This is a genomic window from Marinobacter gelidimuriae (assembly GCF_000372805.1).
GTDB classification, from domain to species: Bacteria; Pseudomonadota; Gammaproteobacteria; order Pseudomonadales; family Oleiphilaceae; genus Marinobacter; species Marinobacter gelidimuriae.
Map to the genome: position 1 here is coordinate 24,782 of NZ_KB889862.1, position 14,072 is coordinate 38,853.

Genomic DNA, 14,072 nt, shown 5'->3' on the forward strand with positions numbered 1-14,072 from the left:
AATCTGAGCTGAACAGCGAACACACTATGACGTCTTTGCCCTGGTTGCCTGAACATGCGCTGTGGTTCCCCTCGCCCGAGAGCGCGCTGGTGGACCCCGACGGCCTGCTGGCTGTCGGCGGCGATCTGAGCAGCAAGCGCCTGGTACTGGCCTATGAAAACGGTATTTTTCCCTGGTACAGCGACGACCAGCCCATACTCTGGTGGTCACCCGATCCGCGCTGCGTCATTTTTCCGGAAAATATCCACATTTCCCGCAGCCTGCGCCGCAGCCTCAACAAAGACTATTTCTCGGTAACCGCAGACCGGGCCTTCAGCCGGATTATGCGCCTGTGTGGATCTACCCGTGCCGAGGGAACCTGGATTACCGAAAACATGCTTCAGGCCTACAACAAGCTGCATAGGGAGGGCATTGCCCACTCTATTGAAGTCTGGAACCCGCACGGCGAATTGGCGGGAGGCATGTACGGCATAGCGCTGGGCAGCTGTTTTTTTGGCGAGTCTATGTTCTCGCTGGAAACCAACGCGTCCAAGGCATTAATGGTGCACCTTGCCAACCAGCTGCGGCAGTGGGGATACCGGATTATTGACTGCCAGGTAGCCAGCGATCACCTGTTGAGCATGGGCGCACAAACACTACCGCGAACGGAGTTTCTGGCCCTGCTTGGCCGCTATACAAAACAACCACCGGCGGTGGAAGATTGGCAGTTTCAATGGCGCTGGCCGGGCCCGGAGGGTGAATGAGCAATTTGAGAACACTGGTGTTCTTTGCAACGCCCGCTTACGACTGCAGCTATCTGCCAGATCGCCAGTCCACCACCATGTTTGTAGATCCTAAAGCAGAGGTTAACCGCACACTTTACAGCCAGCTGACAGCTCTTGGCTTTCGCCGCAGCGGCTCGCATTATTATCGCCCTCACTGTGAAAACTGCCAGGCCTGCATTCCGGTCAGGGTACCCGTCGCAGAGTTTAGTCCCGACCGTAACCAACGCCGGGTGTGGAATAAGAATGCTGATCTGGCCTGCGCGCTGGTGCCGGCAGCCTATTCGGAACAATGGTACCGGCTTTACGCCCGCTACATTGAACTGCGCCACAAAGACGGCGACATGTACCCACCATCACGAGAGCAGTTCATGGCGCTTCTAGTGGAAGGCCAGACCGACTCCTGGTTTCTGGAGATGACCCTGCACGGAGAGCTTGTCGGATTGGCGGCGGTTGACCGCCTAGACGACGGCCTGTCGGCCATCTATACCGTGTTCGAACCAGACCTGGATCATCGCAGCCTGGGCACCTTCGCGGTACTCTGGCAAATTGAAGAGGCCCGGCGCCAGCAGCTCAGCCATGTGTATCTGGGGTACTGGATTCTGGAATGTCGCAAAATGAACTACAAAAGCCGCTTTAAACCCATCGAGCAGTTCACGGATAACCGCTGGCAAGCACTCGATAGCAACTGACTTTTGCTAAACGGCTCAAAATCAGGCAGTATTATGCAATTTAAAATTACGGAAAGTATTCCAAAACGAGGTTTTTACTGAATGGCGAAGACAGATGTCATTGAAATGGAAGGCGTTATTATTGATACGCTACCAAACACCATGTTCCGTGTAGAGCTGAGCAACGGACACGTTGTGACCGCACACATCTCCGGAAAGATGCGCAAGAACTACATCCGCATCCTGACCGGCGATAAAGTCAAAGTGGAACTGACGCCATACGATCTAAGCAAGGGCCGCATCGTTTACCGCGCCCGTTAATTTTTCGAGCACGTATTCATAGAAAAGCCCGCAATTGCGGGCTTTTCTTTTTTCCGGACTAAAACTCAAGCGATGGTCACACCGCTTCTGCGGGTTCCGACTCGTATTCGAACACCAGTTCGTCGTTTTCGAGGCGCACAAACACTTCACCACCCTTCTCGGCCAATCGACCAAACAGGATCTGCTCAGCCAGCGGCCGCTTGATCTTGTCCTGAATCAACCGTGACATCGGCCTTGCACCCATGGCCACGTCGTAGCCTTTGTCTGCTAACCACAGCTTCGAAGGCTCGTCTACGTGCAATACCACGTGCTTGTCGTCCAGCTGCGCCTGCAGTTCGGTGAGGAACTTATCCACCACGTGAGTGATGGTCTGGCGCTGCAGATCCGCGAACTGAATGATGCCATCCAAACGGTTGCGGAATTCCGGCGTGAAGGTCTTGCTGATGATTTCCATGCCATCGCTGCGGTGGTTTTGCTCACTGAAGCCCATGGAACGACGGGCCATGCTTTCGGCACCGGCGTTCGTCGTCATCACCAGGATTACATGGCGGAAGTCGGCTTTACGACCGTTGTTGTCCGTCAGCGTGCCATGGTCCATTACCTGCAGCAGCAGGTTAAACACCTCTGGGTGAGCCTTCTCAATTTCATCCAGCAGTAGTACGCAGTGCGGATGCTTGTTCACCGATTCGGTTAGCAGACCACCTTGATCAAAACCGACATAGCCCGGCGGTGCACCAATCAGGCGCGACACAGTATGACTCTCCATATACTCAGACATATCAAAGCGCAACAGCTCGATACCCAACACCTTGGCCAACTGCTTGGTAACTTCGGTTTTACCCACACCGGTGGGGCCGGCAAACAGGAACGCACCTTCCGGTTTTTCCGGTGATTTCAGCCCGGCGCGCGCCAGCTTAATGGCCGTAGACAGGGATGCGATGGCCGGGTCTTGCCCGAACACCACCATTTTAAGATCCCGCTCCATCGTCCGCAGCACGTCTTTGTCACTGGTGGACACGCTCTTGGGTGGAATACGGGCAATATTGGCCACGACTTTCTCAATTTCTGCGACATCAATCACTTTCTTGCGTTTGTCTTCACTCATCAAGCGCTGATGGGCACCCGCTTCGTCGATCACGTCTATGGCCTTGTCAGGCAGGTGCCTGTCATTGATGTAGCGTTCAGACAGCTCAGCAGCCACCCGCAGGGCCTGATCGGTGTAGGTTAAATCGTGATGTTTCTCAAAATTCGGTTTCAGACCTTTCAGGATCAGATACGTGTCTTCGACGCTGGGTTCGTTGACATCAATTTTCTGGAATCTGCGAGCCAGGGCAGCATCCTTCTCGAATATACCGCGAAATTCTTGATACGTGGTCGAACCAATGCAACGCAGCTCACCCGAGCCTAGCATGGGCTTGAGCAGATTCGACGCATCCATTACACCACCCGACGCCGAACCGGCGCCAATAATGGTGTGAATTTCATCGATAAACAAAATAGCGTGTTCCTGCTTTTTCAGATCCGACAGCAGGCCTTTCAGACGCTTTTCAAAATCACCGCGGTACTTGGTACCCGCCAGCAGCGCTCCCAAATCCAGCGAGTAGACCACCGCATCGGCGATCACTTGCGGCACCTGAGCATCTACAATGCGCTTGGCCAGGCCTTCAGCGATGGCGGTTTTACCAACGCCGGCTTCGCCGACCAACAATGGATTGTTTTTGCGACGGCGCACCAGAATCTGCACCACACGCTCGACTTCGTGCTCGCGCCCGATCAGCGGATCAATACGGCCTTGGCGCGCTTGTTCATTCAGGTTGGTGGTGTAATTGTCCAACGGTGTAGACTGCGTCGCTTCTTCGCCGCCCTCTTCCTGAGCAGCCTCGCGGCCGTCTTGATCCTCGGCACCCTGCACTCGGGAAATACCGTGAGAAACAAAATTGACCACATCAATACGCGCTACATTCTGCTTTTTCAGCAGGTAAACCGCTTGGCTTTCCTGCTCGCTAAAGATCGCCACCAGCACGTTGGCGCCGGTTACCTCTTTTTTGCCGGAAGACTGCACGTGGAAAACCGCACGCTGCAGCACGCGCTGAAAGCCCAGAGTTGGCTGGGTTTCGCGATCGCCGTCAGAATCCGGGATGAGTGGCGTTGTGGAATCAACAAATTCAAGCAGTTCCTGTTCCAGCGGGCCCAACTCTGCGCCACACGCTTTCAGAACTCCCACCGCCGAATCGTTGTCCAAAAGGGCCAACAGCAAATGCTCTACTGTCATGAATTCGTGACGCTTGTCACGGGCATTCTTGAAGGCCGAATTCAATGTAAGTTCAAGATCTTTGCTCAGCATGGGCTACTCCAACAGCTGTCAATCTGCACGTTCAATTTCGCACAACAGCGGGTGATCACATTCTGACGAATACTGATTCACCTGGACTGCTTTGGTTTCTGCGATATCCCGGGAATACACACCACATACGGCTTTGCCTTGCGTATGGACGAGAAGCATCACCTGTGTTGCCTTTTCTTCATTCATTCCGAAGAAAGTCGTTAACACCTCCACCACAAAATCCATAGGAGTGTAGTCGTCGTTTAAAAGAATCACCCGGAACTGCGCAGGCCGCTTCAGGGCTGGCTTTTCCGGCGCCACACTGAGCTGGTCGTGGCGACCCGGCTCACTTTCGTCTCCCTGATTCCATACTAGTTGAGAATTTTCAATCATTCGCATCATTCTTTACCGAAGTTGCCGGTGCCTTACTAATAATGTGGGTGTGGGTCACCGCTTTTTCAAGCGGGCCTTCTTTTATATACGTACGCACATGATACCGGTTCCGGACTGCCTTCAACCACTCAAAACCTCTACGGCGAGCAGTTGACTGCAACTCCGTATTGAACCAAAGTTCATAGCAATGTAAAAAAATGTTGCCCAGTTCCAGAATTCAACAACAATAATCACTGACAGCACAGGTACAGGGGAGTTCAACATGCCCAGCGGCAAAGTGAAATGGTTCAACAACGCCAAAGGTTACGGTTTTATCATTGAAGACGGCTGCAATGACGACCTGTTCGCTCATTTTTCGGCCATTCAAATGGATGGCTATAAAACTCTGAAAGCCGGACAGGCGGTCAGTTTCGAGAAAAAACCGGTAGATGACGGTGTTCACGCCGTCAACATCATGCCGCTGCTGCAAACAAATCACAGTGCCCCGTCTGGCTGAACGATAAATCTGCCGAATTTCTGTGCATCCACGGGTATTGACGGTTGCGAAATCCTGTATCTGGGGTAGTCTCTGCGTCTAGCCCTACTAGCAACACAGACTACCTATGGCCGAATTAATCCTGTTCAACAAGCCGTTCCAGGTACTCAGCCAGTTTACGGATGAACGGCGACCTACCGACAAGCCCCGGCGAGCCACCCTGGCTGACTGGATCAACCAGCCGGGCATCTACCCTGCCGGCCGCCTGGATTATGACTCCGAAGGCCTGCTGTTACTGACCTCAGACGGCCAGCTACAGCATCGCATCGCATCGCCCCAGGGTAAGATGGAAAAAACCTACTGGGTGCAGGTTGAAGGCACAATCAGCCCTCAAGCTCTGCGCCAGCTGGAACAAGGTGTACAGCTGAAAGACGGCCTGACGCGCCCGGCCCTTGTTCGGGCCATGGACGAACCTGTGGCTTGGTTACGCAACCCCCCTGTACGCTTCCGCCAGAACATTCCCACCAGCTGGCTGGAACTGACCATCTGTGAAGGCCGTAATCGCCAGGTAAGGCGCATGACCGCGGCGCTGGGTTTTCCTACGCTGCGGCTGATCCGCTATCGCATTGGTGATTGGAGCCTTGGCTTACTTGAACCCGGCCAGTTCAGCTCAACAACCGTAAATATAACCGCGACTGCAGCGCCCGCGCAGTGCGCAAGGTATCAGAGCAGCTTGATAGCGACATCATTGCCGCTGGATCTGATTCACGACCCACAGACGTGACGACCGCAAGCTGATAAAATGACCCGCTTTTACTGACACAGAGCCGTTATGACCGAGTTCCATACAGCCGCAAACAACATCCTGGGCACCGCCCCTGGCACTAGCCCAAACACGAGCCGCGTTATTGTCGGCATGTCCGGCGGTGTCGATTCCTCTGTTGCCGCCTGGCTACTGAAAGAACAGGGTTATCAGGTAGAAGGCCTGTTCATGAAGAACTGGGATGAAGACGACGGCACCGAATACTGCACCGCCATGACCGACCTGGCCGACGCCCAGGCGGTGGCCGACCACATCGGTATAAAGCTGCATACCGCCAGCTTTGCAGCGGAGTACTGGGACCGGGTATTCGAGCATTTTCTCAGCGAATACAAAGCCGGTCGCACCCCAAATCCAGACATTCTGTGCAACAAGGAAGTGAAATTCCGCGCTTTTCTGGATTACGCGATAACACTGGGCGCCGACTACATTGCCACCGGACACTACACTCGCCAATGCCCGCTTGATGACGGTTCCGGCAAGGCTCAGCTACTCAAAGGCCTCGACGGCAACAAAGATCAAAGCTATTTCCTGCACGCGGTATCCGGCGATCGCATTGCCCGCACTCTGTTCCCGGTGGGCGAACTTGAAAAGCCGGAAGTGCGCCGTATTGCCGAAGCGCAAGGGTTTGTTACCCACGATAAAAAAGATTCTACCGGCATCTGCTTTATTGGCGAGCGCAAGTTCACTGACTTCCTGAAGCAGTACCTGCCGGCCCAGCCCGGCACTATTGAAACACCGGAAGGCGACATTGTTGGCCGCCATCAGGGCCTGATGTACCACACCATTGGCCAGCGCCAAGGCCTTGGTATTGGCGGATTGAACGGTTACAGCGATGAGCCCTGGTACGTAGCGGAAAAAGACCTGACGCGTAACGTGTTGATTGCAGCCCAGGGTAAAAACCACCCGCTGCTGTTTTCCCGCGGCCTGGTGTCTGGCCCCGTCGATTGGGTTGCCGCTGAGGCTCCAAGCGCAAAGTTTCGCTGCATGGCCAAAACCCGCTATCGCCAGCCTGATCAACTGTGCGAGGTAACCGTCATCGACGGTGGCGTCAAAGTGGTGTTCGACGACGCCCAGCGCGCAGTGACGCCTGGTCAATCGGTGGTATTTTACGATGGCGAGATTTGCCTGGGCGGCGGTGTAATTGAACACACCTGGCGCGATGGCGAACCACTGCCAGCGCGCCTGACCACTGAGTCAACTAACGGATTGAAGTCAGGAGTGCAGTCATGAGCCGCACACTTCACGACCAAACCCTGGCCCTGGCCGGCGTTTTTCAGGCCGCGAATCTGGTTACCCAGATTGCCCATGACGGCATTTGCGACGCAACCGACCTGGAAACCAGCCTACGTTCACTGTTCGCCACTGACCCGGCAACCACGCTGGACGTTTACGGCGGAGAACTGCGCGACTTGAGCCTGGGGCTAAATACGTTGATTCGCGTGCTCAGCGAGCAAAGCAAGCCCACCGACATCGAAATACTGCGCTACGTGCTGAACCTGATCCAGCTGGAGTCCAGACTCAGCAGCAGCAAAGACATGATGTCGGTGCTGGGCAGCCGGATTGAGCAGGCACGTCACACTGCCAGTCATTTCGGTTATGTACACAGCAATCTGATTGGCAATCTGGCGTCAGTGTATACCGACACCATCAGCACTTACCGCCAGCGCATTCAAGTCGGCGGCACGCCGGCTATTCTGCAGCGGGAAGAAAACGCCGCTAAAATACGGGCGTTGCTGTTGGCCGGCATCCGCTCTGCGGTGCTCTGGCGGCAGACCGGCGGGCGCCGCTGGCAACTTATCTTTACCCGCAAAAACGTGATTGCCCACGCCCGCGAATTGCTGAAAACCGGATAGTGCCCTGTTTGGCTGATTCGCAAACCTGCTGAGCTGATTCCGACCGGCCGCTGGTGTATTATATCGTGCTGACTTTTACCGCCCCCCGCTTCAAACATTTTTGAGAGGTTTTCGATGGAACTCACCGCCCTGACCGCCATTTCCCCGGTGGACGGACGCTACGGCAGCAAAGTTAGCGTTTTTCGCGACATTTTCAGTGAATATGGCCTGATCAGAAACCGCGTAACCGTCGAAATCCGCTGGCTGCAAAAACTGGCTGCCCATCCGCAAATTCAGGAAGTTCGCGCATTTTCTGCTCAAGCAGACGCCGCTCTGAACGCCCTGGTCAGCGAATTCGGCCTAGCCGACGCCCAGCGCATAAAAGACATTGAACGCACCACCAATCACGATGTGAAAGCGGTGGAATACTTCATCAAAGAGAAAATCGCCGACAACGCCGAACTTCACGCGGTCACCGAATTTGTTCACTTTGCCTGCACCTCGGAAGACATCAACAACCTGTCCCACGCGTTGATGCTGCGCGAAGGCCTGGACAGCGGCATGCTGCCGGTGATGACAAAAGTCATAGACCAGATCGCCAGGCTGGCACACGACCACGCTGCCCAGCCCATGCTGTCGCGTACACACGGCCAAACCGCGTCGCCCTCTACCGTGGGTAAAGAGCTGGCCAACGTGGTACACCGCCTGCGGCGCCAGCTGGCGCAGATCAAAAACGTGGAATTGCTGGGCAAAATCAACGGCGCTGTGGGCAATTATAACGCTCATCTATCCGCCTATCCGGACATCGACTGGGCCGAAACCGCCAAAACGTTTATTGAAGGCCTGGGGCTGAATTTCAACCCGTACACCACCCAGATTGAGCCCCACGATTACATCGCCGAACTGTACGACGCGGTTGCCCGCTTCAACACCATTTTGATCGATTTGGACCGCGACATCTGGGGTTATATTTCTCTGGGCTATTTCAAGCAGAAAACCGTCGAAGGCGAAGTGGGTTCGTCCACCATGCCGCACAAAGTTAACCCCATTGACTTCGAAAACTCCGAAGGCAACCTGGGCATTGCCAACGCCTTGCTAAGCCATTTGTCAGCCAAGCTGCCAATCTCGCGCTGGCAGCGCGATCTGACCGACTCCACGGTGCTGCGCAACCTGGGAGTGGGGTTTGCCCACAGCCTTATTGCCTATGAATCTACCCTGAAAGGCCTGAGCAAGTTGGAGCTGAACGCGGCGCGCCTGGACGCCGACCTGAACCAGGCCTGGGAAGTTTTAGCGGAACCGATTCAGACCGTGATGCGCCGTTACAATATTGAAAAGCCTTACGAAAAGCTGAAAGCCTTGACCCGCGGCAAAGCCATGAGCGCCGAGGTTATCCAAAGCTTTGTCAGCAGCCTGGACATTCCCGAACAGGCTAAAGCCGAACTGATGGCGATGACACCCGGCAGCTACATTGGCAACGCCATAGACCAAGCCCGCAACATCTGAACACCGGAGTAACACCATGGACATGCTTGGCGGAATAACCCCTGGAGAGTTTTTACGAGACTACTGGCAGAAAAAGCCTCTGGTTATCCGCCAGGCGCTTCCCGGCTTTGAAAGCCCCGTGAGCGCCGACGAACTGGCCGGGCTGGCCTGTGAAGAAACCGTAGAGTCGCGCATCGTGATTGAAGACGACGCCGGCAAGCCCTGGCAGGTTCATAACGGCCCATTCAGCGAAGAGCGTTTCAGCAAGCTGCCAGAGCAAAACTGGACCCTGCTGGTGCAGGGCCTTGACCACTGGGTGCCGGAAGTCGCCGATTTACTGGAGCACTTCCGCTTTGTACCCAACTGGCGGCTGGACGACATTATGGCCAGCTACGCGCCGAAAGGCGGCAGCGTAGGCCCCCATTACGATCAGTATGACGTGTTCCTGCTGCAGGCCCAGGGCAACCGGCGCTGGACGTTCGGCGGTGAATGCGGCTCTAAGTCGCCGCGCCTGGAAGGCACACCGCTGCGTATTTTAAGTGACTGGCAGGGCGAGGAAACCGTGGTTCTAGCGCCGGGCGACATGCTGTACCTGCCGCCCGCCATTGGCCACCATGGCATAGCCGAAGACGACTGTATTACTCTGTCAGTTGGCTTTCGCGCGCCTACAGTCGACGATTTGCTCACCGGCTTCACCGACTTCCTGTGTAACCAGCCCAATGCGGCTGAGCACATGAACGACCCGGATCTGGCGGTGCAGGACAATCCCGGCACCATCGCACCGGTGGTGATTGACCGCCTGGAAGCCTTGATACAGGAGAAAATAGGCGACCGGCGCAATCTGTCATTGTGGTTCGGCCAATTTGCCACCGCTCCAAAGAGCGTTGAAACTGTGGTACCCGCCGATGAGCCTGCCGCCAGCGAAGACCTTCAAGCAGCGATACAGGCCGGCGAACAGGTTCGCTGGAACGAAGGTTCTCGCTTTGCCTTTTATGAACTGGACAACGAAACCGCACTGTTCGTAGACGGAGAGCAATACCTGCTGCGCGGCGATGCTCGCCCATTTGCGCCGCTGCTTTGCGCTGGCGCCCGGGTTAACACAAAGGCTTTGGCAGCATTTGCCGAAGACGAAGCTATACTTGGACTGCTCACCAATCTGTACAACCAGGGTTCGATCTACTTCGAATAAACGGCCGCACGGGGCTCCGATGAATCTGCGCATTCGGAAATACAACTGGCACAGTGCTCCGCCGCAAATCCGGGGCATTCGCCAGCGGGTATTTGTTGAGGAGCAGAACGTGCCACCGGAGCTGGAGTGGGACGTCACCGACCAAAGCGGCGAACACTTTCTGGTGGTGGTGGATGGCAATAAAGCCGCCGCCACGGCGCGCCTGTATGGCATTCCGGGTGCCACTGGCTTCATCGGGCGCCATAGGCTTAGCGATGTCCGCCTACTGATTCAAAATGACAAAGCCCTGACTCAACGCCAGCACGGGCTGGTTGAGTTAATGCGGCGGGTGCTTTAGATCGCAAAGCAGCCGCAGGCGGGCCATCTTTTCAATCAGCCGCGTTCAAAGGGTGTGCCGAATTCGGCAAACTCTGCGTCTACCTCTTCAGCCACCTCAGCAATCAGCCGGCGCAACCATTGGTGGTCGGCGTTGTGCTGCAGCAGCGGGCTCCAGGCCATTTTCAGATCGAACGGCGGAATGTCGAAGGGCGGCACTTTGAACACCAGGTGCGGGTTGTCGCGCTGGAGCCAGGCCGCCCGTGATGGCAGCGTGGCAATCAGGTCGTGTTGCTCGGCCAGCAGCATGGCCACCTGATAGTGGCGGGTAAACACTGAAATCTGCCGTTTATGGCCAATCCTGGCCAGGGCTTCATCAACCCAGCCCAGGCGCTGCACGTCTTTCGGATTCACCCCTACCCCCACGCCAAACCCGGTCTTGCTGACCCAGATGTGGCTAGCCTGAAGATAGCTTTCCAGGGTAAACGATTGTTTCAAAATCGGGTTTTCAGCATTCATCAGGCAGGCAAAATATTCGCTCCACAGGGTTTTCTGGTGAAACGACTGGGGAATCTTGTCGAAGCGGTTGATGGCCATATCCAGCCTGCCCTGCTCCACATCCAGAAAACTGACGTCGCTGGGGGTTAATACATCCAGAGTCACCTGCGGAGCTTCCTGACGTATACGCCGCAGTACTCGTGGCATCAGGCAGGACTCAGCGTAGTCACTGGCCATAATACGAAACACGCGCTGGCTGTTAATCGCAGAAAATGGGGTTTTATCCTGCATCACCTGCTCGATGCTGGACACAATCGAACGCACCACTGGCTGCAGCTCCCGGGCTCTTTCAGTGGCGGTCATGCCTTCGCTGGTGCGCACCAACAAGGGGTCACCAAACAACTCGCGCAACCGTCGCAAGCCGTTACTCATGGCGGGCTGGGTAATGCCCAGATGGCTGGCCGCCTTGGTTACATTGCACTCACGCAGCAGCACGTCCAGATACACCAGCAGGTTCAGGTCTACGCGGGAAATATCCAAGGCCTGCTCTCCTTCACATTTAACAACACTCTCAAGCCCTCACATTTGAAAACACTCTTAAGGCGCTGGTACTAACCCAGCACTTTTTCGATGTCAGCACGAATGTCGGCAGGCTTGGTGGTGGGAGGGTAGCGCTTGAGCACCTCGCCGTCGCGATTCACCAGAAACTTGGTAAAGTTCCACTTCACTTGCTCGGACCCCAGCAGCCCCGAGGCTTCATGCTTTAGATAGCGGTAAAGCGGATGTGTGTTATCGCCGTTTACCTCAACTTTCGAAAGCATCGGAAAGCTGACGCCGTAGTTCAGCGAACAAAACTGGCCGATGCTGTCGTTGCTGCCCGGATCCTGATTCATAAACTGATTGCAGGGAAAACCCAGCACTTCCAGGCCCCGATCAGCCAGGTCGCTATAAAGCGCCTGCAGACCCTCAAACTGTGGCGTGAAACCGCATTTGCTGGCGGTGTTCACAATCAGCAAGACTTTGCCCTGGTAAACAGCCATGCTTTGGGCGTTACCGCGAATGTCTTCTACCTCAAAATCATAGATACCAGCCATTGCCCTGTCCTTCTTATGTGAAATACTGTGAGACTTGGTGAGGCTTCAAGCTTAGCACTCGTTGCCAGCCTGCGGGCAGATTACTATTTGACAAGCAACCGTGGAATCTGTCGTAACTTACCACTATTCATCATAATCCGACTGTTGTTCAGGGTACCTGCTCCATTAGAATAGTTGGCTACTTCCTGTTTTTTGCTATCAGCCGCAACATACGCCATAGAGAGGATCGACCGGGCATGCAGAATTATCACAAAGCCACCAAACTGGGCAATGTGTGCTACGAGATACGCGGCGTGGTTCTGCGTGAAGCGCGGCGCCTGGAAGAAGAAGGCCATCGCGTACTGAAGCTGAATATCGGCAATCCGGCCAGCTTTGAGCTCGATGTACCCGAAGAAATTCAGCAAGACGTCATCTACAACATGCACCTGGCCCAAGGCTATGTGGAATCCAAGGGCCTGTTTTCCGCGCGCAAAGCGGTGATGCACTATTGCCAGCAGCGCGGCATCGACAAAGTCGATATTGATGACATTTACCTGGGTAACGGGGTCAGCGAACTGATCGTAATGTCTATGCAGGCCATGCTCAATACCGGCGACGAAGTGTTGATTCCCGCGCCTGACTACCCGCTGTGGACCGCCGCGGTAGCGCTTTCCAGCGGCATGCCCGTGCACTATCACTGCGATGAACAGCAGGGCTGGTTTCCGGATATTGATGACATCCGCCGCAAAATCACCAAACGCACCCGGGCGATTGTGCTGATTAACCCCAACAACCCCACAGGCGCGGTCTATTCCACCGAGCTATTGCACCAGGTGATTGAGCTGGCGCGGGCCCACAACCTGATCATTTTATCCGACGAGATTTACGACAAGATTCTTTACGATGGCGTGAAGCATGTTTCTACCGCGTCCCTCGCCGATGACGTGCTCTTTTTCACCTACAACGGCCTGTCGAAAAATTATCGTGCTGCAGGCTATCGATCCGGCTGGATGATCATTAGCGGCGCCAAACACAAAGCCACCGACCTGATTGAGGGCATCGAAATGCTCTCGAACATGCGCCTGTGCGCCAACGTGCCAGCCCAGTTGGCGATCCAGACGGCTTTGGGCGGCTACCAGTCCATCAACGATCTGGTGATTCCGGGCGGCCGCCTCTTCGAACAGCGCCAGACCGCTTGGGAATTGCTCAACGACATTCCCGGCGTCAGCTGCGTAAAGCCCCAGGGAGCGCTCTACTTATTCCCCAAACTGGATCCCAAGCGCTACCCCATCATCAACGATGAGAAACTGGTACTGGACCTGCTGATTCAGGAAAAGATACTGCTGGTGCAGGGCTCCGCTTTTAATGTGAAAGACAGGCAACATCTGCGGGTTGTTTTCCTGCCGCGCAAAGACACTCTGGCTGATGCCGTGGGTCGCCTGGGGCGATTCCTGGAACAATACAAGCAGTAAGGCTGTCACATCTTCTGATCGGCCTGATTCACAGGCCCTTTTATAGGCACATTCGCAGGCACTGATCCATTCACAAGAGAAGGAAGCTATGAGAATACTGCTGTTTCTGGCCACCAACCTGGCGGTAATCCTGGTGGCCAGTTTCACTTTGAGATTACTGGGCGTGGACAGTTATCTAGCCCAGAACGGTATTGATTACGGCTCTCGCTGGCGTTTGCGGCTGTATTCGGCTTTGCCGGCTCCCTTATATCGCTGCTGATATCGCTGCTGGTTTCAAAACCCATGGCGAAATGGAGCACCAAAACCCGGGTCATCGACACGCCGCGCACACCGGTGGAGCGCTGGTTACCGGACCGGCCTGAGCGCTCTGCTCATGACCCATCCGCCGCTGGAAAAGCGTATTCAGGCGTTGCAGCAGGCCACACTTTTAAAAAGGTACAAAAA

General features: G+C 55.2%; 15 protein-coding genes and 1 pseudogene. 12 read left to right on the forward strand and 4 right to left on the reverse strand.

Annotation, left to right across the window (positions count from 1 at the left end; all coding sequences use genetic code 11):
* Positions 1-26 precede the first annotated feature (26 nt).
* From aat to infA, 3 genes are all read left to right on the forward strand, one after another.
* On the forward strand, positions 27-743 hold the full coding sequence (aat, locus tag A3OI_RS0103875) for a leucyl/phenylalanyl-tRNA--protein transferase (RefSeq protein ID WP_018403022.1): 717 nt from the start codon (positions 27-29) through the stop codon (positions 741-743).
* Entirely contained in the window at positions 740-1,453 is a 714-nt protein-coding gene (locus A3OI_RS0103880; RefSeq protein ID WP_018403023.1) for an arginyltransferase, read from the forward strand. Before aat ends, A3OI_RS0103880 begins: the two co-directional genes overlap by 4 nt.
* A gap of 81 nt (positions 1,454-1,534) precedes the next feature.
* Positions 1,535-1,753, forward strand: coding sequence for a translation initiation factor IF-1 (infA, locus tag A3OI_RS0103885; protein WP_007350942.1), 219 nt, complete (start codon positions 1,535-1,537; stop codon positions 1,751-1,753).
* A gap of 76 nt (positions 1,754-1,829) precedes the next feature.
* Here the strand turns inward: infA and clpA are convergent, their stop codons facing one another.
* Both clpA and clpS read right to left on the reverse strand, forming a co-directional pair.
* On the reverse strand, positions 1,830-4,097 hold the full coding sequence (gene clpA / locus A3OI_RS0103890; protein WP_018403024.1) for an ATP-dependent Clp protease ATP-binding subunit ClpA: 2,268 nt from the start codon (positions 4,095-4,097) through the stop codon (positions 1,830-1,832).
* Positions 4,098-4,115: 18 nt separating this feature from the next.
* Positions 4,116-4,475, reverse strand: a complete 360-nt coding sequence (gene clpS, locus A3OI_RS0103895; RefSeq protein WP_026223982.1) for an ATP-dependent Clp protease adapter ClpS — start codon at positions 4,473-4,475, stop codon at positions 4,116-4,118.
* 256 nt (positions 4,476-4,731) lie between these two features.
* Between clpS and A3OI_RS0103900 the strand changes: the two genes are divergently transcribed.
* From A3OI_RS0103900 to A3OI_RS19295, 7 genes are all read left to right on the forward strand, one after another.
* Positions 4,732-4,965 carry a cold shock domain-containing protein gene (locus A3OI_RS0103900; protein WP_018403026.1) on the forward strand — a complete coding sequence of 78 codons (234 nt, stop codon included), beginning with the start codon at positions 4,732-4,734 and terminating at the stop codon, positions 4,963-4,965.
* Positions 4,966-5,071: 106 nt separating this feature from the next.
* Positions 5,072-5,728 carry a pseudouridine synthase gene (locus A3OI_RS19290; RefSeq protein ID WP_018403027.1) on the forward strand — a complete coding sequence of 219 codons (657 nt, stop codon included), beginning with the start codon at positions 5,072-5,074 and terminating at the stop codon, positions 5,726-5,728.
* A 48-nt stretch (positions 5,729-5,776) separates the two neighbouring features.
* The gene (gene mnmA / locus A3OI_RS0103910) at positions 5,777-6,997 is read left to right on the forward strand and encodes a tRNA 2-thiouridine(34) synthase MnmA (RefSeq protein ID WP_018403028.1); all 1,221 of its coding nucleotides are present in this window, start codon (positions 5,777-5,779) and stop codon (positions 6,995-6,997) included.
* Positions 6,994-7,620 (forward strand): high frequency lysogenization protein HflD, encoded by a 627-nt coding sequence (hflD, locus tag A3OI_RS0103915; protein ID WP_018403029.1) that lies wholly within the window; start codon positions 6,994-6,996, stop codon positions 7,618-7,620. Before mnmA ends, hflD begins: the two co-directional genes overlap by 4 nt.
* Before the next feature lie 114 nt (positions 7,621-7,734).
* Positions 7,735-9,102 (forward strand): adenylosuccinate lyase, encoded by a 1,368-nt coding sequence (gene purB, locus A3OI_RS0103920; protein WP_018403030.1) that lies wholly within the window; start codon positions 7,735-7,737, stop codon positions 9,100-9,102.
* A 16-nt stretch (positions 9,103-9,118) separates the two neighbouring features.
* The gene (locus tag A3OI_RS0103925) at positions 9,119-10,270 is read left to right on the forward strand and encodes a cupin domain-containing protein (RefSeq protein WP_018403031.1); all 1,152 of its coding nucleotides are present in this window, start codon (positions 9,119-9,121) and stop codon (positions 10,268-10,270) included.
* A gap of 19 nt (positions 10,271-10,289) precedes the next feature.
* Entirely contained in the window at positions 10,290-10,607 is a 318-nt protein-coding gene (locus A3OI_RS19295) for a GNAT family N-acetyltransferase (protein WP_018403032.1), read from the forward strand.
* A 35-nt stretch (positions 10,608-10,642) separates the two neighbouring features.
* Here A3OI_RS19295 and A3OI_RS0103935 read toward each other — a convergent pair whose 3' ends face one another.
* Both A3OI_RS0103935 and A3OI_RS0103940 read right to left on the reverse strand, forming a co-directional pair.
* Positions 10,643-11,623 (reverse strand): LysR family transcriptional regulator, encoded by a 981-nt coding sequence (locus A3OI_RS0103935; protein ID WP_018403033.1) that lies wholly within the window; start codon positions 11,621-11,623, stop codon positions 10,643-10,645.
* Positions 11,624-11,694: 71 nt separating this feature from the next.
* A complete protein-coding gene (locus tag A3OI_RS0103940) occupies positions 11,695-12,177 on the reverse strand; it encodes a glutathione peroxidase (RefSeq protein WP_018403034.1) in 483 nt (160 codons plus the stop codon).
* Positions 12,178-12,413: 236 nt separating this feature from the next.
* On the opposite strand from A3OI_RS0103940, the gene A3OI_RS0103945 reads away from it, so the two are divergent.
* Positions 12,414-13,628 carry a pyridoxal phosphate-dependent aminotransferase gene (locus tag A3OI_RS0103945; protein WP_018403035.1) on the forward strand — a complete coding sequence of 405 codons (1,215 nt, stop codon included), beginning with the start codon at positions 12,414-12,416 and terminating at the stop codon, positions 13,626-13,628.
* An 88-nt stretch (positions 13,629-13,716) separates the two neighbouring features.
* Positions 13,717-14,006 (forward strand): annotated as a pseudogene (locus A3OI_RS21615) (protease HtpX); the annotation flags it as partial.
* Positions 14,007-14,072: the final 66 nt, after the last annotated feature.

Excerpts from the sequence above, each read along its gene's own strand:
- aat (WP_018403022.1), top strand. The coding sequence starts at position 27 with ATGACGTCTTTGCCCTGGTTGCCTGAACATGCGCTGTGGTTCCCCTCG.
- A3OI_RS0103880 (WP_018403023.1), top strand. The coding sequence starts at position 740 with ATGAGCAATTTGAGAACACTGGTGTTCTTTGCAACGCCCGCTTACGAC.
- infA (WP_007350942.1), top strand. The coding sequence starts at position 1,535 with ATGGCGAAGACAGATGTCATTGAAATGGAAGGCGTTATTATTGATACG.
- clpA (WP_018403024.1), bottom strand. The coding sequence starts at position 4,097 with ATGCTGAGCAAAGATCTTGAACTTACATTGAATTCGGCCTTCAAGAAT.
- clpS (WP_026223982.1), bottom strand. The coding sequence starts at position 4,475 with ATGCGAATGATTGAAAATTCTCAACTAGTATGGAATCAGGGAGACGAA.
- A3OI_RS0103900 (WP_018403026.1), top strand. The coding sequence starts at position 4,732 with ATGCCCAGCGGCAAAGTGAAATGGTTCAACAACGCCAAAGGTTACGGT.
- A3OI_RS19290 (WP_018403027.1), top strand. The coding sequence starts at position 5,072 with ATGGCCGAATTAATCCTGTTCAACAAGCCGTTCCAGGTACTCAGCCAG.
- mnmA (WP_018403028.1), top strand. The coding sequence starts at position 5,777 with ATGACCGAGTTCCATACAGCCGCAAACAACATCCTGGGCACCGCCCCT.
- hflD (WP_018403029.1), top strand. The coding sequence starts at position 6,994 with ATGAGCCGCACACTTCACGACCAAACCCTGGCCCTGGCCGGCGTTTTT.
- purB (WP_018403030.1), top strand. The coding sequence starts at position 7,735 with ATGGAACTCACCGCCCTGACCGCCATTTCCCCGGTGGACGGACGCTAC.
- A3OI_RS0103925 (WP_018403031.1), top strand. The coding sequence starts at position 9,119 with ATGGACATGCTTGGCGGAATAACCCCTGGAGAGTTTTTACGAGACTAC.
- A3OI_RS19295 (WP_018403032.1), top strand. The coding sequence starts at position 10,290 with ATGAATCTGCGCATTCGGAAATACAACTGGCACAGTGCTCCGCCGCAA.
- A3OI_RS0103940 (WP_018403034.1), bottom strand. The coding sequence starts at position 12,177 with ATGGCTGGTATCTATGATTTTGAGGTAGAAGACATTCGCGGTAACGCC.
- A3OI_RS0103945 (WP_018403035.1), top strand. The coding sequence starts at position 12,414 with ATGCAGAATTATCACAAAGCCACCAAACTGGGCAATGTGTGCTACGAG.